The organism is Neobacillus niacini (genome assembly GCF_048572935.1).
Taxonomy (GTDB): Bacteria; Bacillota; Bacilli; order Bacillales; family Cytobacillaceae; genus Neobacillus; species Neobacillus niacini.
This window is the reverse complement of record NZ_CP183883.1, coordinates 616,396-636,550: the sequence shown is the minus strand read 5'-3', so window position 1 is coordinate 636,550 and position 20,155 is coordinate 616,396. Positions and strand designations below refer to the sequence as shown.

18 protein-coding genes and 1 other annotated feature are annotated in these 20,155 nt (G+C 39.2%); of the genes, 11 read left to right on the top strand and 7 right to left on the bottom strand.

The features are described from left to right. Window positions 1-149: 149 nt before the first annotated feature. Window positions 150-842: a nuclease-related domain-containing protein gene (locus ACN6MT_RS02865; RefSeq protein WP_419954735.1), complete on the bottom strand. Its 693-nt coding sequence runs from the start codon at window positions 840-842 to the stop codon at window positions 150-152. A gap of 313 nt (window positions 843-1,155) precedes the next feature. Between ACN6MT_RS02865 and ACN6MT_RS02860 the strand changes: the two genes are divergently transcribed. The 3 genes from ACN6MT_RS02860 to ACN6MT_RS02850 are packed head-to-tail and all read left to right on the top strand — an operon-like array spanning window position 1,156 to window position 4,790. Next, complete coding sequence (locus ACN6MT_RS02860) at window positions 1,156-3,474, top strand: xanthine dehydrogenase family protein molybdopterin-binding subunit (RefSeq protein ID WP_419956368.1); 2,319 nt, start codon at window positions 1,156-1,158, stop codon at window positions 3,472-3,474. Continuing rightward, window positions 3,474-4,301, top strand: a complete 828-nt coding sequence (locus tag ACN6MT_RS02855) for an FAD binding domain-containing protein (RefSeq protein WP_419954734.1) — start codon at window positions 3,474-3,476, stop codon at window positions 4,299-4,301. The genes ACN6MT_RS02860 and ACN6MT_RS02855 overlap by 1 nt, the downstream gene beginning before the upstream one ends. An 18-nt stretch (window positions 4,302-4,319) precedes the next feature. Then, window positions 4,320-4,790 (top strand): (2Fe-2S)-binding protein, encoded by a 471-nt coding sequence (locus ACN6MT_RS02850; protein WP_419954733.1) that lies wholly within the window; start codon window positions 4,320-4,322, stop codon window positions 4,788-4,790. Window positions 4,791-5,214: 424 nt separating this feature from the next. Here the strand turns inward: ACN6MT_RS02850 and ACN6MT_RS02845 are convergent, their stop codons facing one another. After that, a complete protein-coding gene (locus tag ACN6MT_RS02845) occupies window positions 5,215-5,664 on the bottom strand; it encodes a hypothetical protein (RefSeq protein WP_419954732.1) in 450 nt (149 codons plus the stop codon). 142 nt (window positions 5,665-5,806) lie between these two features. Between ACN6MT_RS02845 and ACN6MT_RS02840 the strand changes: the two genes are divergently transcribed. Genes ACN6MT_RS02840 through ACN6MT_RS02830 form a run of 3 tightly spaced genes read left to right on the top strand, consistent with a single transcriptional unit; the run spans window position 5,807 to window position 8,373 of the window. Beyond that, a complete protein-coding gene (locus ACN6MT_RS02840) occupies window positions 5,807-6,784 on the top strand; it encodes an ABC transporter ATP-binding protein (protein ID WP_419954731.1) in 978 nt (325 codons plus the stop codon). Continuing rightward, complete coding sequence (locus tag ACN6MT_RS02835; RefSeq protein WP_419954730.1) at window positions 6,781-7,584, top strand: ABC transporter permease; 804 nt, start codon at window positions 6,781-6,783, stop codon at window positions 7,582-7,584. The genes ACN6MT_RS02840 and ACN6MT_RS02835 overlap by 4 nt, the downstream gene beginning before the upstream one ends. 6 nt (window positions 7,585-7,590) lie before the next feature. After that, window positions 7,591-8,373: an ABC transporter permease gene (locus tag ACN6MT_RS02830; RefSeq protein WP_419954729.1), complete on the top strand. Its 783-nt coding sequence runs from the start codon at window positions 7,591-7,593 to the stop codon at window positions 8,371-8,373. 28 nt (window positions 8,374-8,401) lie between these two features. On the opposite strand, the gene ACN6MT_RS02825 is transcribed toward ACN6MT_RS02830, so the two are convergent. Then, entirely contained in the window at window positions 8,402-8,662 is a 261-nt protein-coding gene (locus ACN6MT_RS02825; RefSeq protein ID WP_034673335.1) for an alpha/beta-type small acid-soluble spore protein, read from the bottom strand. 100 nt (window positions 8,663-8,762) lie between these two features. After that, window positions 8,763-8,971, top strand: a binding site (T-box leader). 137 nt (window positions 8,972-9,108) lie between these two features. Between ACN6MT_RS02825 and argS the strand changes: the two genes are divergently transcribed. The 3 genes from argS (at window position 9,109) to ACN6MT_RS02810 (ending at window position 12,784) form a co-directional block, all read left to right on the top strand. Beyond that, a complete protein-coding gene (gene argS / locus ACN6MT_RS02820) occupies window positions 9,109-10,803 on the top strand; it encodes an arginine--tRNA ligase (RefSeq protein WP_419954728.1) in 1,695 nt (564 codons plus the stop codon). A gap of 78 nt (window positions 10,804-10,881) precedes the next feature. Beyond that, window positions 10,882-11,346 carry a DinB family protein gene (locus ACN6MT_RS02815; protein ID WP_419954727.1) on the top strand — a complete coding sequence of 155 codons (465 nt, stop codon included), beginning with the start codon at window positions 10,882-10,884 and terminating at the stop codon, window positions 11,344-11,346. A gap of 256 nt (window positions 11,347-11,602) precedes the next feature. Beyond that, window positions 11,603-12,784, top strand: coding sequence for a NupC/NupG family nucleoside CNT transporter (locus ACN6MT_RS02810; RefSeq protein ID WP_419954726.1), 1,182 nt, complete (start codon window positions 11,603-11,605; stop codon window positions 12,782-12,784). Window positions 12,785-12,824: 40 nt separating this feature from the next. On the opposite strand, the gene gltP is transcribed toward ACN6MT_RS02810, so the two are convergent. The 4 genes from gltP to mgtE form a co-directional block, all read right to left on the bottom strand. Beyond that, window positions 12,825-14,102, bottom strand: coding sequence for a glutamate/aspartate:proton symporter GltP (gene gltP / locus ACN6MT_RS02805; RefSeq protein ID WP_419954725.1), 1,278 nt, complete (start codon window positions 14,100-14,102; stop codon window positions 12,825-12,827). Window positions 14,103-14,227: 125 nt separating this feature from the next. After that, window positions 14,228-14,824, bottom strand: coding sequence for a DedA family protein (locus ACN6MT_RS02800; RefSeq protein WP_034673322.1), 597 nt, complete (start codon window positions 14,822-14,824; stop codon window positions 14,228-14,230). A gap of 310 nt (window positions 14,825-15,134) precedes the next feature. Continuing rightward, the gene (locus ACN6MT_RS02795; protein WP_419954724.1) at window positions 15,135-16,316 is read right to left on the bottom strand and encodes an FtsW/RodA/SpoVE family cell cycle protein; all 1,182 of its coding nucleotides are present in this window, start codon (window positions 16,314-16,316) and stop codon (window positions 15,135-15,137) included. A 159-nt stretch (window positions 16,317-16,475) separates the two neighbouring features. Continuing rightward, entirely contained in the window at window positions 16,476-17,834 is a 1,359-nt protein-coding gene (gene mgtE / locus ACN6MT_RS02790; RefSeq protein ID WP_034673317.1) for a magnesium transporter, read from the bottom strand. Between the two features lie 300 nt (window positions 17,835-18,134). On the opposite strand from mgtE, the gene ACN6MT_RS02785 reads away from it, so the two are divergent. After that, window positions 18,135-18,911 carry a hypothetical protein gene (locus ACN6MT_RS02785; protein WP_034673315.1) on the top strand — a complete coding sequence of 259 codons (777 nt, stop codon included), beginning with the start codon at window positions 18,135-18,137 and terminating at the stop codon, window positions 18,909-18,911. 126 nt (window positions 18,912-19,037) lie between these two features. Then, on the top strand, window positions 19,038-20,117 hold the full coding sequence (locus ACN6MT_RS02780; RefSeq protein WP_419954723.1) for a D-alanine--D-alanine ligase: 1,080 nt from the start codon (window positions 19,038-19,040) through the stop codon (window positions 20,115-20,117). Window positions 20,118-20,155 lie beyond the last annotated feature (38 nt).

Sequence of the window (20,155 nt, the reverse complement as noted above, 5' to 3'; positions counted from 1 at the left end):
TTTCTAGACTCCACCACCCCGCACCAGTCATGAATAATATTAGTAGTGATTTTTAGACTTGGAAAAAGTAGGATTAATTCTTCCACACTCCGGACAACAGCTGATTCAACCTCCTCTTCAAAACCGCAATCTTTACATGTAACTTTCCTCTAGCCACATGCAATTTGAAAGGAATTACAGATAGCACAAGTAAACCCTTTTCGCAGTGAATGGTATTCATAGAGAGGCAATTTGGGATAGGGAGATTCAATGATGTGATCCGCTATCATTTTGTCAGCTAGTTTTCGCTGCATCCCATTTAAGTTGGATGGCTTTGAGTTTAGTTTTTCTATAAAGGAGCTCAGCTGTGGAGGAAAAATAATTGAATCATTCTGAGGAGCTTGATATAAGAAGAATTTAGGATTGATAAAAACTAGATAGGGAACAATTCGGAAATGGAATCCATTTTTTTTGAGGTATTGTTGGAGTAAAGTTTCGGCTCTCTTTACTTGGTGCAATGGATTTGTGATTAGACTTTTTGAGCCAGAAAAGTGAAACTCACCATCATTGTAAAAATAATTACCTTCAAAATTTTTTATTTCACAAGGGAAAATGGTGTCTTGTATAATCAGGGAGGAATCAATTTGAAATTTTGAATGATTTATTTCGAGCATGATATCGTTTAAAATATATACGTCACTATTAAGGGTTGCAGCCGTTAACCGGTCAAAGGCCAATTCTCCTTCGTATCCTTTCTTCAAATATAAATACTGCTTCAGGTCGTCTTCCGTTAAGCTCCTTCGGTTGTTTAAAAATCCTAATAGCTTTAATAAGTCTGATTCAGTTCTAGATTTTAAGAACATAATCCACATCCTTTCTACCTAATCATATAGAAAATCTTATAACTTGGTTGTGACGAAATATCTACAAATATACAAATCATTTTAACGCAAAAAATGTACAACGATGTAACACCAGCCAAAATTGGTACCGTACATTTAATCAAAAATAAATCAAAATACGGGCTGGATCCAATCGTGGATCTAGTCTTTTTGTTTTGTCCAATTCTCAATGAAACATAAACCATCAATAATCTAAAAAGGCGCTGAATATACATAGGTAATGAGTTGGTAAAATTCCTATTTGAACAAATAAAAAAGGATTGTAGGGATGAATATGGAGGTTATCGGGAAAAGCGTTATTCGTAAAGAGGCACAGGAAAAAGTGACAGGCCGTGCACTTTATACACACGATTACCACACCACAAGAAAGCTTTCCGGAAGGGTGGTGCTCAGTCCTTATGCCCATGCAAGAATCACTAGTATTGATACGAGTAATGCAAGAAAAGTCACTGGTGTACGTGCTATCTTAACAGGGGAAAATATCCCGCTCACAGGTGAATCAATGCGGGATCGCCCCCCATTAGCGACCGATAAGGTACGGTATCATGGGGAGGCTGTTGTACTTGTGGTTGCCGATACACCGGCCCAAGGAGATCTTGCTGCCAGCCTGATTAACATTCAGTATGAGTTACTGCCTGTTGTTCATACGCCGACACAGGCCTTTCAAAACAATGCTCCGTTAGTGCATGAGCGCTTAGGTGAGTATAAAAAGGAAAAAGATGTCTACCCCGTTCCTGGAACGAATATAGCTCATCATGTAAAAATACGCAAAGGCAACGTGGAAAAAGGCTTGGCGGAAAGCTCGGTTACTGTAGAGGCGGAATATTCGTTTTCTCCATCCGATCATGCAGCAATGGAGACGAGAAGTTCCATCGCAGAGATTAGGCCGGACGGGACAATTAAGATTATGACGTCATCACAGGCACCCTTTATGGTAAAACAATTAATTGCTAGTTATTTCAATGAAGATCTTGGAAAGATTGTAGTCGACACACCACTCGTAGGTGGTGCTTACGGGGGAAAGGCTGCTGTCCAGCTGGAGCTACTCGCTTATTTAGGCTCAAAGGCAGTCGGAGGACTGCCAGTAGAAATTTTCAATGAACGAGAACAAGACATAATCATGTCACCTTGTCATATTGGCCTGGACGCAAAGGTCAAAATTGGTGCGGACCCCAATGGCATAATTAAAGCAATGAAAATTCAATTTTTATGGGATGGCGGCGCCTACTCTGATAAATTGATTGACCTGACGCGAGCAGGGGCAGTTGACTGTACTGGTCCTTATAAGGTGGACAATGTATGGTGTGATTCTTATGGCATGTACACCAATCATACATATGCAACCCCTTTTCGCGGTTTTAGTCATTCCGAACTCTCTTTTGCTATTGAGAGAACAGTAGATTTATTGGCAAAGAAGCTGCAAATAGATCCGCTGGAATTGCGCTACCGAAATGCAATTAAACCAGGTCATACCACTCCAACAAGAGTCCTGCTTAATCAAAGTAACGTGGGGAATTTACAAGAATGTATTGAGAAATTAAGAAAATTAATCCGTTGGGAGGAGGGGCAGGTTAAGGAGATTAATGAGAGACTAGTAAGGGTTAAGGGGATTAGCTGCAGTTGGAAAACATCAACAATTGATCCTAACGCTCCTTCTGGTGTAATCCTGACATTTAACCGCGATGGAAGCATTAATTTAATGTCTGGTGTTGTGGAAATTGGAACTGGGACGAAAACTGTATTAGCTCAGATACTTGCTGAAAAAATGAAGATGAATGTAGAAAAAATCCACGTGCGAATGAAAGTGGATACCGAAACTACACCGGAGCATTGGAAGACGGTCGCAAGCAGAGGAATCTATATGGCAGGAAGGGCATTATTAGAGGCGGCAGACGATGTCATTGCCCAATTAAAGAATATTGCCTCTATTGTCTTGAGGGCACCAACTGAAGATTTAGAGGTAGCAAACAGCAGGGTTTTTATAAAAGACAATCCTCGGATAGGTGTTGATTTTAAGGAGATTTGCTACGGCTATCAATATCCAAATGGTAACTCGATTGGCGGCCAAATTATCGGAAGGGGAAATTTTATCCTCCGTCACCTTACCTATCTGGATCCCGAGACAGGAGAAGGAAATCCAGGACCGGAATGGACGGTAGCCGCTTATGGTGTTGAAGTGGAATTTGACCGCCGTGATTTAACCTATCGATTAATTAGAGCAGCTTCGGTCATTGATATAGGAATTGTATTAAACGAAAAAGCGGCATTAGGGCAGGTGATGGGAGCAATGAGTATGGGGCTATCCTTTGCGGGAAGAGAAACCTTTTACTATGATGAGCTTGGCCAGGTCCTGAACCCGCAGCTACGTACGTATCGTCCGCTCCGTTACGGCGAAAATCCTGAATATCTTGTTGATTTTGTTTATACCCCTGATTTGCAGGCTGCGTACGGGGCCCGCGGGGTTGGTGAGCATGGTCTTCTCGGAATGCCTGGTGCGCTCGGGAACGCCCTTTCTTTGGCGGCAAATGTCTCATTACACCACCTTCCTTTAACCCCAGAGTTAATTTGGAAGACAAAGGCGGGGAAAGTATAATGCTGTCATTTGATTTTGACTATTATCGGCCAAAAACGCTGCAGGAAGCAGTTGGGCTTTTTCAAAATGCTGACCGAAATGGAAAAAAACCAATGTATATTTCGGGTGCAACCGAATTACTTACTCTCGGAAGGATTAATCTTGCCTTTACAGAAGCAGCCATTGATCTAAAAGACATTGTAGAAGGAAACGTTATGCAGTTTGAACAGGGTTATCTGGTATTAGGAGCTAATTTAACACTCACGAAAATTGAAGAAGCGAATTTGTTTCCATTACTGACCAATACATCAAGTAACATAGCAGACCATACCGCTCGCGGAAAAATAACCCTCGGCGGTAATATCTGCGGGCAAATATTCTATCGGGAGGCAGTACTGCCGTTTTTATTAGCCGACAGTCAAGTAGTGATTGTTGGGCCGGAAGGTGTAACAGTAAAACCAATTAATGAGATTTTCAATAAGCAGCTGAAATTGAAAAAAGGTGAGTTTCTTATCCAAGTTGCCACAGATGATCGATATATCCATGCCCCTTTTATCAGCATTAAACGCCGGCAGCAGTGGGAAACAGGGTACCCATTAATAACAGTTGCCGCATTAAAAATAGATGGAGAGGTACGGACGGCGCTCAGCGGCCTTTGCCCGTTTCCGTTTCGATCAAAGAAGATGGAGGCTGCATTAAATAACCATGAATTATCCGTAAAGGCGCGGATTCAAAGTGCATTAGCCGAGGTGCCCAGCCCCATTCTTAATGATGTTGAAGGTTCTTCAGAATACAGGCTGTTCGTTTTGCAAAATTTGCTTGAGGATGTTTTAGGGGCATTCGACTAAGGGAAGGAAGTGATTTTTGTGAAACTACACACGATTGCTTTAAACATTAATGATCAAGTGCGCACGGTTACTGTTAGAACTGGAGACACACTCTTATATACGATTAGGGAGAAGCTTGGATTAACAGGGGCAAAACCGGGGTGTTTGAATGGGGATTGCGGAGCTTGCACGATTAATGTCGATGGCTGGCCAATGAAGTCTTGTTTAATGATGGCGGTAGAAGGGCAGGGAAAGCAAATTAAAACGATTGAAGGATTAGGTAATACCCTGATCCAACAGGCATTTGTTGAACATTTTGCTTTTCAATGCGGATATTGCACACCTGGGTTTATCATGAATTGTCATTCCCTTATTCTCAAGAAACCGGATGCGGATGATTCGACGATTAAAGAGTGGCTTGAATCGAATATTTGCCGCTGCACAAGCTATATCGAAATTGAAACGGCCGTCAAGTCTGCATTGGAAAAAAATAAACACCATTCCAATTAACCACGAAAAAGAGGTTGTTCGCAACCTCTCTTTATGTTTAGGCTCTGCTTCACTTTTGATAAGGGGAGAATTTCCGGCTAAGTATATAGAGGAAGCTTAAGAAGCAGATTTAAGCGGAGATATTCCGATTAACTGCTCTACATAAGACAGAATTCACCGATTTGGATCATATAAACGGAAAAACTTCCTTTATTTTTAAGGAAATATGGATATTTCCCGATTTAAACGGAATTTTGCCGTTTATTTTTCAAACCCAGTTAAATCCATAGACCTTTTTTAAAAATGAACACCTAAATAGAAGTTTCTCCGTCGATCCGTTCTACACGCGTAAAGAAAAAGATAAAAGCAGCAATTGAAATAGCAATGAGAAACACGCTATTGTCAGATAATCTAATGGTGGGTAATTGATTTAAAGCCATTGTAATCATTCCTTCCCAATATTTTTAAAAATACTGCGGTCAATATTAAAATGTTTTGATACAATCTGCTGAAAAAAGTGATAGTCTTGTTTTAATACTGGAAGCGTAGGCTGATATAAAGGGACACCAAAGATTGGGCCGCTTACATTTACTGAAAATCGGCTAGGGCCGATTACGGCACCAGTTAACCTAATTTGATCGGTAATTAATAAGATTGCAAGTACAACATCAATGATATCAATAACTGCATTTGAAAATTTACTTTCGTATTTTCCTATGATTCGTTCTCCGCCCAGTATCGGCCCGCTTAATGAAACACGAAATCCTCCTGATGTTATAAATAATCCAACTACGGTAATTTGCCCGGTTAACAATAAGAAGGCAGTCACTAGATTTAAATCACGTTGAAGGGAAGCAATGCACTGTAGGTTATTATCAACATATGTGTTTGTCAAAGGAAGCTCACCTCTTCACCATGATATTCAGTATTGCACAAAATGCCCATATGGATGGTGAAAAAACAATTTAGAAAATTCTTGACACTTATCAACCTCGAATGATACTATTTTCTTCCGTGACAAAAAGGAGGGAAAGTATTTGATTAAATTAGAGGGCATTACTAAATCCTTCAAAGTGGCAAAGCGTTCCACCGGATTAAGGCAGGCTACCAAGGCACTCTTTTATAGGGAGCATACGATTGTAGAAGCTCTAAAAGATATCACATTCAGTATTGAGCCTGGAGAAATTGTTGGTTATATTGGTCCGAATGGTGCTGGTAAATCGACAACGATTAAAATCATGAGCGGCATATTAGTGCCTGACGGGGGAAACTGCAGTATCATGGGCTACACACCTTGGAAAAACCGCGTGGATTATGTGAAAAATATAGGCGTCGTCTTTGGTCAGCGCTCGCAGCTTTGGTGGGATGTTCCGGTGATTGATTCATTTGAGCTATTGAAGGATATTTACAACGTACCGGAACAGGAATATAAAACTACGTTAAATCTGCTAATAGAAACATTAGAATTAAAGGAAATAATGAACTCTCCGGTCAGGCAACTAAGTTTGGGCCAACGAATGCGCTGTGAAATTGCTGCTTCACTTATACATAATCCTCAGATTCTATTTTTAGATGAACCGACGATTGGACTCGACGCAGTTTCAAAAATAGCCGTACGCCAGTTTATCAAGACCATCAATCAAGAAAAAGGCGTAACAGTGCTCCTGACTACCCATGATATGAATGATATTGAAGCCTTGGCCAACCGAGTGATTCTAATTGGTAAAGGCAGTTTGCTCTATGATGGGAAAATTGAGGAATTGAAGAAACGCTTCGGATCCCATAAAACGATAACCGTGGACTACCGTAAAAATAAAAATTCTATTGATATACCAGGGACCTCGATCGTCCACTGGTCTCCTGAACATGCTGTCCTCAGCATTGATACAGAAAAAATCCTTACATCGGAAGTTATTACCGAGTTATCCCAAAAGGTGGACCTATTAGATGTGACAATTGAATCACAGCCAATAGAAGACGTAATCATCCAGCTTTATAAGGAGTTCCAAATATGAAGGTATATGCTTCGATACTAAAACTAAGGGTGTTAATTGGTATGCAGTATCGGTCTGCTGCACTAGCTGGAGTAGCAACCCAATTTTTCTGGGGATTTATCTCGATTATGGTCTTTCAAGCCTTTTACGAACATTCATCCATAACGCCGCCAATTTCCTTACAAGAATTAATTACATATATTTGGCTGCAGCAGGCTTTTCTTGCATTTATTATGCTTTGGTTTCGGGACAATGAATTATTTGATCTCATAACTAGCGGCAATATTGCCTATGAACTTTGCCGGCCAACAGATTTATATGGCTTCTGGTATGCCAAACTTTTAGCACAGCGGTTATCCAGTGCACTATTGCGCTTTTATCCTATTTTACTAGTGGCTTTCTTCTTGCCAAAACCCTACAACATGACTCTTCCTCCAGATGTAACAACCTTTATTTTATTTGTTATAACCCTTTTATTAGGCTTACTTCTCTTAGTAGCCATATCAATGTTCTTATATATTTCTGTATTTGTGACTTTATCTCCAATGGGTTCACTTTTGATATTTGGAGTTTTAGGAGAATTCTTTGCAGGTTTGATTATTCCGATTCCGTTAATGCCGCTGTGGCTGCAAAAAATTGCTTATGTCCTGCCATTTCGTTGGACAGCTGATTTTCCATTCCGAGTATATTCAGGACATATTGCACAAAGTGAGGCCCTAATAGGTGTGTTTATTCAACTTGGCTATCTTCTAGGACTGCTATGGTTAGGGAAATTAGCACTTAACAGCGTATTAAAGAGAGTAGTCGTACAGGGGGGATAATGGGAGATGAGTCTTTATTTTAAGTATCTGCTTATTTTATTTAAATCACAAATGCAATACCGAACGTCATTTTGGCTTTTATCGATTGGACAGTTTTTTATTCCTTTCTCGGTTTTTGCGGGGCTTTACTTTTTGTTTGAAAGGTTTGGACATATAAAAGGCTGGGGTTTTTTTGAAGTGGCACTTTGTTTTGCTGTGATTCACATGGATTTTTCATTAAGCGAGTGTTTTGCACGCGGCTTTGACACTTTTTCTAGTCTAATCATTAAGGGGGATTTTGACAGGGTCCTTGTAAGACCGCGGAGTACATTTCTTCAGGTGCTCGGTTCAAAATTTGAATTCACGCGGATAGGCAGGCTCCTTCAAAGTGGTATCGTTTTAATTTGGGCGTTGAATAATCTTCCCATTGAATGGAGCTTCGTTAAGGTATTCACTCTGTTTTTTATGATTACGAGCGGGGTATTCATTTTTACAGGTATTTATATGCTTGCTGCGACGATGTGTTTTTGGACAGTGCAAGGTCTAGAAGTGGCCAATATCTTTACAGATGGAGGCAGAGAGATGGCGCAATACCCATTAAATATTTATCAAAAGTGGGTAGCTCAATTCTTTACCTATGTCATCCCATTTGGAACGGTAAATTACCTTCCACTCTTATTTATTCTTGGAAAAACAAAGGGGAATGAGCTTCTATATATGCTGACTCCTCTTGCTGGAAGCCTCTTTATTCTTCCGTGTATTTTCGTCTGGCAATTTGGAGTAAGGCACTATCGATCCACCGGATCTTAAGGTTAGGTAAGCAGTGGGGGGCCACTGCTTACCTTTTTTTAGCCATATTTTCTTGTGCCATTTTGACAAGTTCACGGACCATGCTTCCGCCTAGTCTGCCGCCGACCTTACCAGCTTGCTGTGAAGTGAGCTGACCGTTATAACCTTTCTTTAAAGGAACACCGACCTCCTCGGCGGCCTCAAATTTGGCGTTTTCAGGATTTTGCGCCTGGACGACCCTTGCTTTTAATGCGTCTAATCCATTCCTTGCTTCAGGGACGAGAATTTTATTTCTATTTCTTCTGGCCATACTATCCCTCCTTTATTAGTAGGATGCCCATTTTAAAAAATAATCAGCAACGACTGGATAAATCCTTTTTTATCCAGTATAATAACAACAATCAAGTCGGAAAAAATCAGTGAAAAAGAGAGTAGTTCTTTGGGAAGTCGAAGCGAGTCAGGGATGGTGGGAGCCTGATACGAAGCAAAGAATGAAGCGCACTTTTGAGATGTTTGCCTGAAAATAGTAGGGCAAACCGGAGTTGTTCTCCGTTAACAAGCCAAGCTGGTTCTTATAGAACAAGTAGAGTGGTACCGCGAGTTAACTCTCGTCTCTTCAACATAGAGACGGGAGTTTTTTGTTTTTATAAAGAGATGGCTACAGAATACTGTTGATTATAGAACCTGTTGATTGGAACGCCATTCAACAGCCCAATTTAACACAGCCAAAAGAGATAAAAATGGAGGTCTTAAAAAATGAAGTATAAACAGGAGTTTGCAAAGATTTTATATGAAGCACTCGACCATGAAATTCAAGAGAAAGAACTGGAAATGTTAATTGAAAAACCTAAAAACCACCTGCATGGTGATTTCGCCTTTCCTTGTTTTATATTAGCAAAAGTAAAAAGAAAATCACCCGCAGTTATTGCTCAAGAGTTAAGTGAAAAGATCCAATCACCAACTATCGAGAAGGTAGAAGTGGTGGGGGCCTATATCAATATCTTCTTAAATAAAAAAATGGTTTCGGAAGATACGGTTGCGGAAATTATTAAGCAGCAGGAGAAGTATGGTGCTTTAGATATTGGCAATAACCGACCTGTAACCATTGACCTGTCATCACCAAATATCGCCAAGCCGTTCTCAATGGGCCATTTGCGTTCTACTGTCATTGGTAACTCTTTAGCATTTATTATTGAAAAATGCGGATATAAGCCAATCCGAATTAACCATATTGGGGACTGGGGCACTCAGTTTGGTAAACTCATTACGGCTTTTAAACTTTGGGGAGAAGCAGAGAAGGTTAAACAGAACCCTATTAAGGAATTACTAACGCTTTATGTAAAGTTCCACGATGAAGCAGAAAATGATCCTTCACTTGTGGAACAGGGAAGAAACTGGTTTAAAAAACTTGAAGATGGTGATGAGGAAGCTGCGAAGCTATGGCAGTGGTTCCGTGATGAGTCCTTAAAAGAGTTCTCAAGAATTTATGATTTGATGAATGTCCAATTTGATTCTTTTGCCGGGGAAGCCTTCTATAATGATAAAATGGACCATGTTGTCCAGCTTCTAGAGAAAAAACAATTGCTGGTAGAATCCGACCAGGCTCAAGTGGTGGAACTAACAGATGAAGGATTGCCTCCATGTTTAATAAAAAAATCTGATGGAGCTACCCTGTATGCAACTCGTGACTTAGCTGCAGCGCTTTACCGTAAAGAGAACTATGATTTTGATTGGTCATTATATGTTGTTGGTAATGAACAGAGCCTTCATTTTAAACAGTTAATCGCTGTGTTAGAAAAGATGGGATACGCATGGGCAAGCAATATGGTCCATATTCCATTTGGAATGATGCTTAAAGATGGCAAGAAGATGTCAACAAGAAAAGGGAAGGTCGTCCTATTAGAGGAAGTATTAAATGAATCCATCGCGATGGCAAAACATAATATTGAGGAAAAAAATCCGAACCTTACGAACAAGAATACAGTGGCAAAACAGGTAGGAGTAGGGGCAGTCATGTTTCATGACTTAAAGAATTTTAGAATGAATGATATAGAATTTTCACTAGAAGATATGCTCCGTTTTGAAGGTGAAACAGGACCATATGTACAATATACCTATGCACGTGCCTGCTCTATTCTACGAAAAGGGAACTGGCAGATGGCTGTAACAGCCCCAGTCTCGTCGCCATCCTGGGAAAAGGAATGGAAGGTTGTTAGTCTGCTTACTGAATTTACAAATGCAATTAAAAGGGCATATGAGCAGTTTGATCCCTCTCAAATTGCCAAATATATTGTGGACCTCGCACAAGCCTTTAATAAATATTATGGGGATGTTAAAATCCTTGAAGACAACGAAGAACAACAAGCCCGCTTGGCACTGGTCTATTCTGTGACGATTGTTTTAAAGGAAGGTTTAAGATTATTAGGGATTGAAGCTCCTGAGGAAATGTAAGTGAAAATAGTTTAATGGGTGGGTTAATTTGTTATAAAATGAAGAAGTGTAAAGGGAGATAAAGAGGAGGAAAAAGAGATGAGCGAACTTTTGCTAAATAATATGGAGTTAACAAGAAGTTTCTTTCTTAAGAATGTGGCTGCTGTTGATGAGGGGCTAGTTGGTGTTCAACCTGCAGGATTTAACAACAACATTCACTGGCATGTAGGGCATGTGTTAACAACAACCGAGAGTTTGGTATTTGGCTTTCCGAAAAATACAAGCCATTTGCCTGCAAACTATATTGGGCTATTTGCAAGAGGGACGAAACCCACTGACTGGAAAGGGGATGTTCCGTCTGTTTCTATCTTAGTAGGCCAGTTAAAAGACCAATTAAATAGAATGAAGGAAATTCCTGTTGAAAGCCTCAGCGTGGAGTTAAAAGAGCCATTTCTTGGTCAGAAGACCTTTGGTGAGCTCGTTAATTTTGCTCTTTTTCACGAGAATTTGCACCTTGGACAGATTCAAGCAATGAAACGTGTTATTGAAACGGAAAAAAAATAAAAAGACCATCATTTTAATCATCCACCTTTTCAGGTGGATTTTTTTTTGCAAAAGAGTAAGAAAAAGGCGGGATGGAATAATAAAAAAGTGAAAAACCTGAATTTTACCACTATCTCTGATTCAATTGACAGGAGAAAACGGTAACATTATACTCATTTTTGTTGTTTGATAAAAATGTCGTTATTTGTCGAAATAAATTGTATTTTCTATCACCTTACATAATTGATAGAACATCCAGAACAGGAGAGGAATAGGATTGAAATATTTACTTTTTCTAGCAGCCATCGTTATCATCTTTTTATTAGCCTATATTGCTAGTAACAATAAGAAAAAGATTAAGGTTAAACCGCTTATCACTATGCTCGTACTGCAGCTGCTCTTTGCTTTTTTGCTGCTTAATACTGAGGTAGGTTTTGTGATTATTACAGCTGTTTCCACATTGTTCGATCACCTTCTAAGCTATGCAGCAGAAGGAATTAACTTTGTTTTTGGGGGAATGGCAAATGAGGGGGCAGGACCATTTTTCTTAAATGTCCTTTTACCTATCGTGTTTATTTCTGTCTTAATTGGGATCGCCCAACATATTAGGGTCCTCCCTATTATCATCCGTTATCTTGGTATTGTTTTAAGTAAGGTCAATGGTTTAGGTAAGTTGGAGTCCTATAATGCGGTTGCATCGGCTGTTTTCGGTCAATCTGAAGTGTTTATCTCTGTAAAAAAGCAGCTTCCATATATCCCTCAGCACCGCCTTTATACTTTATGTACGTCTGCGATGTCTACGGTATCTGCCTCGATATTAGGGGCGTATATGACGATGATTGATCCCAAGTATGTGATTACGGCCTTGGTGTTAAACTTATTTGGCGGATTTATGGTTGCCAATATTATTAATCCCTACGAGGTTCCACCGGAAGAGGATATTATTGATATTCAAGAAGGGGAAAAACAAACTTTCTTTGAGGTTCTTGGGGAATATATTATGGATGGATTCAAGGTCGCTATTATTGTAGGGGCCATGTTAATTGGTTTCGTTGCATTAATTAGTATGATTAACCAAGTTTTTGAAGCTATTTTCGGAATTAGCTTCCAGATGGTCTTAGGTTATATATTTGCACCACTTGCCTTTATCGTTGGTATACCAGCAGTCGATATGGTTGAAGCCGGTACGATTATGGCAACGAAGTTATTATCCAATGAGTTTGTGGCGATGATGGATTTAGCAAAGATCGCGGACTCTCTTTCAAGTAGAACAGTTGGGATTATTTCTGTGTTTCTTGTATCCTTTGCGAACTTCTCCTCGATTGGAATTATCACGGGGGCAGTTAAGGGCTTAAATGAAGCAAAGGGAAATCAAGTAGCAAAGTTTGGACTGAAATTACTTTACGGAGCAACACTTGTAAGCTTATTAACAGCGGCTATTACGAGCATAATGCTATAAAAACAAGGCTGCTTGGAAATGATTCCAAGCAGCCCCTTTTTTATTCCATCACTGGTTTAACATCACGAATCTCTTTAATATAGTTGTCGGCTTTTTCTGTATCAAATTGCTTTTCCCATTTTGACATGACTACCGCGGCAAGCGAGTTCCCGACCACGTTTACAACTGTTCTAGCCATATCTAGAATTCGGTCGATACCAGCGATAAATGCCAAGCCTTCAAGTGGAATCCCAACTGACCCTAAAGTCGCCAATAAAACAACGAACGAAACACCTGGAACACCGGCGATTCCCTTTGAGGTTACCATAAGTACCAGCATAAGTGATATCTGCTGACTTATGGAAAGATCAATACCATACATTTGTGCGATAAATATCGCTGCCAAGGCTTGGTAAAGGGTGGATCCATCAAGGTTAAATGAATATCCTGTCGGAATGACGAAGGAGGTAATAGCCTTCGGGCAGCCGAAGCGCTCCATTTTTTCCATAATCTTTGGAAGTACTGTTTCAGAGCTTGCTGTTGAATAAGCAAGGATTAGTTCATCTTTTAGAATACGAATAATGTTAAAGATATTAATACCGACAAGCTTAGCAATCAAACCTAAAACAACTAGAATAAAGAAGACCATTGCTCCATAGACCGTAAAAATTAATTTACTTAAGGGAATTAATGAGGAAACTCCAAAGGTTGAAACCGTAACTCCGATAAGGGCAAAAACACCAAATGGAGCAAATTTCATAATTTGATTTGTTACATAAAACATCGCCTCAGCCGTTCCCTGGAAAAATGCGAGAACAGGTTTCCCTTTTTCCCCAATAGCAGCGACCCCAAGGCCAAAGAAGACCGAAAAGAATATAATTGCAAGCATATCGCCTTTTACAAGTGATTCAAATAGATTCTGAGGAACAATATTAACAAATGTATCTGCAAAGCTATGACTTTCTACCTGTTCTGTGGTAGAAATATATCCGCCAATATCTTTCTTGGTTAAATGATCCATATCAATGCCGGTACCTGGATGAAAGAGATTAGCTGCACCTAATCCGATAATAATCGCTATGGTCGTAATAATTTCAAAATAAAGGATCGTTTTGCCGCCTAATGATCCAAGCTTTTTAATATCTCCTACACCAGCAACCCCAACAATTAGACTGGAAACTACGATTGGTATGACAATCATTTTTATTAAGCGTATAAAGATTGTACCTATTGGTTGTAAATATGTTTGCACCTCAGGGTTTCCGTAAAAAATTGCACCTACAGCAATCCCGAGGATTAATCCGACTAAAATTTGCCATGCTAAACCAAACTTTTTCAAAAAATCAATCCTTTCGACATAAATCTGTTATTATCGACAAACACAATGTATCTTTTCTATTTTATTTTCTAACCCGATAAAAAGTCAAATGATGCTTTGATGACAAAAAAAAACAACCACTGTAATCAATCAGTAGTTGATTTTTTTGTTTTCTTTATTAAGAAGTAAATAACACCAAGAATAACCGCACCGATAATAATAGGCAAGGTATATTGCGCAGCATATTCTTTAATATGTGACCAATTTTCCCCTAGTGTATGTCCTAAATATAGGAAAAGGATGGTCCATGGAATAACTGCAGCTACCGTATAAAGCGTAAATTTGGTCGCAGACATTTTCGCAATCCCAGCAGGAATGGATATCGCATGTCGGACAACGGGAATAAATCGGGCGAAGAAAATGACGCCGACTCCATATTTTCGAAACCATTGTTCGGACAGGTCAATTTGCTTCTTTTTAATAAAGACATATTTGCCGTATTTTTCTAAGAAGGGCCGCCCGCCGTAGTATCCTGCCCAATAGAGAAATAACTGTGCAAGGGTTCCGCCAACTGTTCCAGCAATAATTGCGCCAGGGTAGCCGAGGATTCCTTCTGAAATCATATAACCGCCATACCCTAAGACGATTTCGCTAGGGATAACTTCTATCATTAACCCTAGAGCAATTCCGAAGTAGCCTAACTCTGATAAGAACTCTAGTACTGAGAAAATAAATTCTTTCATAGTTCACCTTCACCTTAAATATTTTCGCTTTTCTAAGTGTCTAGCTCCAGCGCCCTAGCGGCTAGTGTCCTTCGCTCTCCGCCCTACGATAAGTCAAGCACGAATGCGCCTCCGGCTCTTCGTGTTTCCTTTATCTCAGATGGAGCGCTCCACAAGGAATGCTTCGGCAGCATAAGCTTCGCACGAAGAAAAAGCGTTAGCTTTTTCGAGGAGGCCATACGCCGCTGACCAGGGCACTTACGCTTTTCTAAGTTTATAACAGTTTAGAGAAGAAAGAAATAAAAACAGCGGATTTTACCGCTGCCTTGATTTAACTGCTTAAAGACTTTGATGATGAGAACATGTAATTACGATGATGGAAGCGAATGCTGTAGACGATACCCATCGCAAACATATTACCCATTAATGAACTTCCGCCATAGCTGATAAAAGGTAAGGGAATACCTGTAATCGGAAGTACTTGAATGGTCATACCGACATTTTGGAATACATGAAAGGTGAGCATAGAGATAATTCCCGTACACACATATGTATTAAACGGATCATTGGTATCGAATGCTGTTTTAATTAAGTGATAGATTAATAGAAAGAACAGTCCGATGACGACACTGCCGCCAACAAAGCCATACTCTTCACCAATCACACTAAATATAAAATCTGTGTGACCTTCAGGAATGTAAACCTCCCGATTGCCAAATCCTTTACCGGTTATCAATCCGGACCCGATCGCACTTAAGGATTTCAACAGATGGTAACCTGAACTGCTTGAATGGTTGAACGGGTCAAGCCATGCATATATTCGATTAAATTTGTATTCTTGTACATGCAGGTATTTTTCGAGTATATCTGGTCTTTGAACAACCAAATAAATAATGAAAACGGCAAGTGAAGCACCGGTACTAAAGATAGGCAAAATAATCTTCCATGTGATACCAGATACGAGAATGAATCCGACTAAAATTGATAATAAGACAAGCGAAGTACCTAGATCATTTTGCTTCATAATAAAGAAGATTGGTACGAATGTTGTGATTACTAATTTAAGTAATAACCAACCGTCTCTTTTAAATGTTTTCTCTAGATATTTCTCTTGATGCTGGGTTGCGACAGTGCTAAGTGCTAAAATGAGAAAGGTTTTAACAAATTCAGATGGTTGAATCGACCCAAGAGGCGTAATAAACCAGCTTTTGGCACCATTTCTAATGGGAGCAATGCTTTCTGGGGCAGCAAGGACACCAATAAGCAAAATAAGACCAAATCCATACAAGTACCAGGAAAGCCGTCTATATTGAAAACTGTCAAAAAGAATGGTAATGGAAATGATGGCTGCTCCAACCACATACCAGAAAGTTTGCTTAACTAGGAAATTTTCATCGTACTGTCCAGCTGTTTGTGCACTATAAATTCCTAAACAACTTACGAGAAAAAATAGAAACAAAATTAATGTTAACGTCCAATCAAAGCGGTCTGCCTTTTTAGTGAAATTGTCCATATGCCACACCCAATTTTTGTCTATTTGTATAGTGATATGCTAACAAAGAAAATATTTGGTAACAATATATTTAGGTAATTTATTACAACAACTTTACTATTATGACGATTTCACTGGACAAAATGTTTCAAAAAGATAAAACACGGTCTATGACCGTGCTTACATGAGATAGTTTAGAAACATTGTGGCAATACCAAAGTAAGTGAGTAGAGAAAAAATATCATTAATTGTCGTAATTAACGGGCCGGAGGCAACAGCAGGGTCAATATTTAAACGGAATAAAATCAGCGGGATGATTGTACCAGCAAGGGTGCCAATAATGAGTGTAAAGAAAAGTGAAACACCGACCACTGCACCTAAAATAAAGCTTCCCTGCCATATATAAGCGATAATGGAGATAAGGATGGCACAGGTAATCCCGATTGTCACGCCGACACCAAGTTCACGGGCGATCAAGCGAAGGATGACCCCTTTATCGATATCATGAGAAATAAGTCCTCGCACCACTACGGCTAGTGATTGAGTACCAGTATTACCGGTCATTCCTGCAATCATGGGCATAAAAAAGGCAATGGCGACGACTTGTTCCAATGTATGTTCAAAACTGCTGATTATTCTGCCGGACAACAACCCGATAAATAAAAGCAATATAAGCCATGGAAGCCTCCTAGCAGCTGCAACAAATGTTTTTGTATCAAAGTCAATTGATTTCCCAGAGGCAGATAATTTCTCTATATCCTCATTTGCCTCTTTAATGACGACATCAATAATATCATCGACGGTAACGATACCGACAAGTCTGTTACTTTCATCAACCACAGGAATTGCAAGGAAATCGTATCGTTCCGTCATTCTGGCGACGACTTCCTGGTCGGTAGTCACGGAAACAGATATTACACGTTCATACATGATGTTATTAATTTTCTCATTGATGTCAGCAAGCAGTAGGTCTCGATAAGAAACAACACCAACCAGCTTTCTCTCTTCATTAACAACATATAAATAATTAATGGATTCAGCAAACTCAGCAAACGTTTTTAACTTATCCACCGCTTCCCTTACGCTGTAATAACTTCGAATCCAGACAAAGCGATTCGTCATCATTCTGCCTGCAGTTTCAGGAGGGTAATTCATAATATCGGTAACAGCTTGAGACTCTTCTACCTTCATACCAGAGAGCAGTGACTCTTTTTTCTCTGGTGATAGTTCATCAAGGAACAAGGCCAAATCATCATTGTCCATTAGATCAAGGACTTTACTGGATTTCTCTAACCCGAGTTTATTTAAAACCTCAAGCTGCTCTTCTTTTTCAAGTTCCTGCATTAGGTCAGCGAGTACTTCAAAATTTAAGAATAAGAGAAAACGAAGTTTATGCTTTTCAGGTAAATCCTCATATATTTTTGCTGTATCATATGGCTGCAATTCTTCAAGGATGGTAAGAAAATCTGCCTTTTTGTTTTCTTTTAATAACTTTATAATATGGAGGGTCATTTCGTCTTTCGTCATATCTTTAATCATTGACAGCACGCTCCTTTCTAACGGTGCGTTTTAATCCTTCTATACATGTATGTAAAAAATGATTTGTTGATTGTACTGCAGTTAATACTACTATCGACTAGTATGTGTTATACATAAAGGAATAAAGCTAACTGTTTCAAAAGTATCACAAATCTCTTTAGAATTGTAAAAGAATTGAAATAAGCTATTTGGACTATTAATGATAAAATAGTGAAAGATTGGTTAATATTGGTGAGCGTTTTAATGAGTATTTTAACTCATTACCATAATGTTTATTTTCCTGATCGGAGGAGTTTGGCTTTGAAAAAGCACCATCAAGACATACAGGATCTTGTCTATGTCCACTTAAATCAAAATGATCAGTATGTACTATCTTACGGTATTGAATTTGCTGAATTTGCTGCTGCTTTTTCGGGTACATTGAATCATTTGCTATTATTAAAACATCGCTTTGAAGATAGTGATTTTAATATGCATACTCTGCTAGAATATTGTCCGGATGAGCGAATCGAAAGTTTAGCTGCGGAAGATATTTATGGCTACGGTGATTTCTGCTGGATTGACTTTGTTGAAGAAGAAGGATTAAATGAACTAACAGGACAAGAAATAGCGGAAATATTATACTTGGGACATCAAAAGCAGCATTTAAAACTGCCTTTTTATAATAAGCTAGGGAACCGTTTTGTTTATTTGGCGCACGACGATGGATTCTTTAATAAAGTATATTATCGAAGCTTTAAGGACTTTTTTCATCTTTTAAGTTATGCGCTTTCCAGTAAGCTGGGAAAGTTGAAGCTTGAAAAGACACTTCTCGGAATCAGAAAAAAACGTTCATATCCACCAATTAATAAGGAAATTCTCTTATCTTTAACGCCCTTTATTAAGGAAGGTATCTGTATTTCTTTACGTGATGTTGATCATCAGCGAAACAAGCTGGAAATACCGATTTGGGTAATTGGTGATTTTGCATCGATGGATGATATGTACGAAGAATATCAGCAAATTTCAGGCGAAACCTGCCATGCTAAAATCATCTTTGATAAAAAAACAAAAGAATGGAAGCTTACAGTTATCTAATCTCTCCATTTTGCTGGGGAGATTTCTTTGTGTTTGTATAACTAGTGGTTTTTAGCCAAGCTGTAGGTTTCATAAAATAATAAAAGTGATAAAATAAAAACGTGAATGCGAAAATGGAGGTTTAGTATGAAAACAAAAATTGGTTTACTATACGGAGGTAAATCCGCTGAACATAAAGTATCGTTACAAACAGCTCTTGCGGTGATAAGCGCGCTCGATCTGGAAAAATATGAAATTCATCCGATTTACATAAATGTAGAGGGTCAGTGGATAAAGGGACCTCAGCTTACTGCGCCTGCAGAAAATGTTCAGGCATTAGAATTTTCAAATGAAAATCAGTTATCTCCTTTATCATTGGCACCGACTCTTTTCAATGATCAAAAACAAAACAGCGAACCATTAGATGTCATTTTTCCGCTGCTTCATGGACCAAATGGTGAGGATGGAACGGTTCAGGGATTATTGGAATTGTTAAACCTGCCCTATGTCGGTAATGGTGTATTAGCTTCCGCAGCTGGTATGGATAAGGTTATGATGAAAAATGTATTTGCACAAGCGGGGCTTCCGCAAGTAAATTATGTTGCTTTCGTTCGAACAGAATGGGAAAAGACGAAAGAGTCAATTTATACAAAAGTGGAAGAAAAACTCGGCTACCCTTGCTTTGTAAAGCCTGCCAACTTAGGCTCGAGTGTAGGAATTAGCAAATGTACAAACAGAACGGAATTAGAAGCAGCCTTTGTAGAAGCGTTTCAATTTGACCGAAAAGTAATCATCGAAGAAGGTGTTACAGCACGTGAAATTGAAGTAGGTATTCTTGGGAACGACGATCCCAAGTGTTCAGTTGCAGGTGAAATTGTTCCAAAGAAGGATTTTTATGATTATAAAGCGAAATATGAAGACGGTGACACAGCTTTAATCATTCCTGCAGATGTCACGAAGGAAGAGTATCAGCAAATTAAAGAGATGGCTATTCAAGCCTTTAAGGCGTTGGATTGCTCAGGCCTTGTGCGTGCGGACTTCTTCTTAACAAAGGATGGTAAGGCTTTAATTAATGAAGTGAATACAATGCCGGGATTCACGCCATTTAGCATGTTCCCGCTGTTATGGAAGCATACGGGTGTTGAGTATCCACAATTGATTGAAACATTGGTAAATCTTGCAAGGGAACGCCATGCCCAGAAGCAAAACATTAAATACACCTTCTAGAAAACATTGACACGGCTAAGTGCCGTGTCTTTATTAAA

What these genes read in the sequence shown, in the direction of transcription:
- ACN6MT_RS02865 (WP_419954735.1), bottom strand. Translation starts at nt 842, where the DNA reads ATGTTCTTAAAATCTAGAACTGAATCAGACTTATTAAAGCTATTAGGA.
- ACN6MT_RS02860 (WP_419956368.1), top strand. Translation starts at nt 1,156, where the DNA reads ATGGAGGTTATCGGGAAAAGCGTTATTCGTAAAGAGGCACAGGAAAAA.
- ACN6MT_RS02855 (WP_419954734.1), top strand. Translation starts at nt 3,474, where the DNA reads ATGCTGTCATTTGATTTTGACTATTATCGGCCAAAAACGCTGCAGGAA.
- ACN6MT_RS02835 (WP_419954730.1), top strand. Translation starts at nt 6,781, where the DNA reads ATGAAGGTATATGCTTCGATACTAAAACTAAGGGTGTTAATTGGTATG.
- ACN6MT_RS02830 (WP_419954729.1), top strand. Translation starts at nt 7,591, where the DNA reads ATGAGTCTTTATTTTAAGTATCTGCTTATTTTATTTAAATCACAAATG.
- ACN6MT_RS02825 (WP_034673335.1), bottom strand. Translation starts at nt 8,662, where the DNA reads ATGGCCAGAAGAAATAGAAATAAAATTCTCGTCCCTGAAGCAAGGAAT.
- argS (WP_419954728.1), top strand. Translation starts at nt 9,109, where the DNA reads ATGAAGTATAAACAGGAGTTTGCAAAGATTTTATATGAAGCACTCGAC.
- ACN6MT_RS02815 (WP_419954727.1), top strand. Translation starts at nt 10,882, where the DNA reads ATGAGCGAACTTTTGCTAAATAATATGGAGTTAACAAGAAGTTTCTTT.
- ACN6MT_RS02800 (WP_034673322.1), bottom strand. Translation starts at nt 14,824, where the DNA reads ATGAAAGAATTTATTTTCTCAGTACTAGAGTTCTTATCAGAGTTAGGC.
- ACN6MT_RS02795 (WP_419954724.1), bottom strand. Translation starts at nt 16,316, where the DNA reads ATGGACAATTTCACTAAAAAGGCAGACCGCTTTGATTGGACGTTAACA.
- mgtE (WP_034673317.1), bottom strand. Translation starts at nt 17,834, where the DNA reads ATGATTAAAGATATGACGAAAGACGAAATGACCCTCCATATTATAAAG.
- ACN6MT_RS02780 (WP_419954723.1), top strand. Translation starts at nt 19,038, where the DNA reads ATGAAAACAAAAATTGGTTTACTATACGGAGGTAAATCCGCTGAACAT.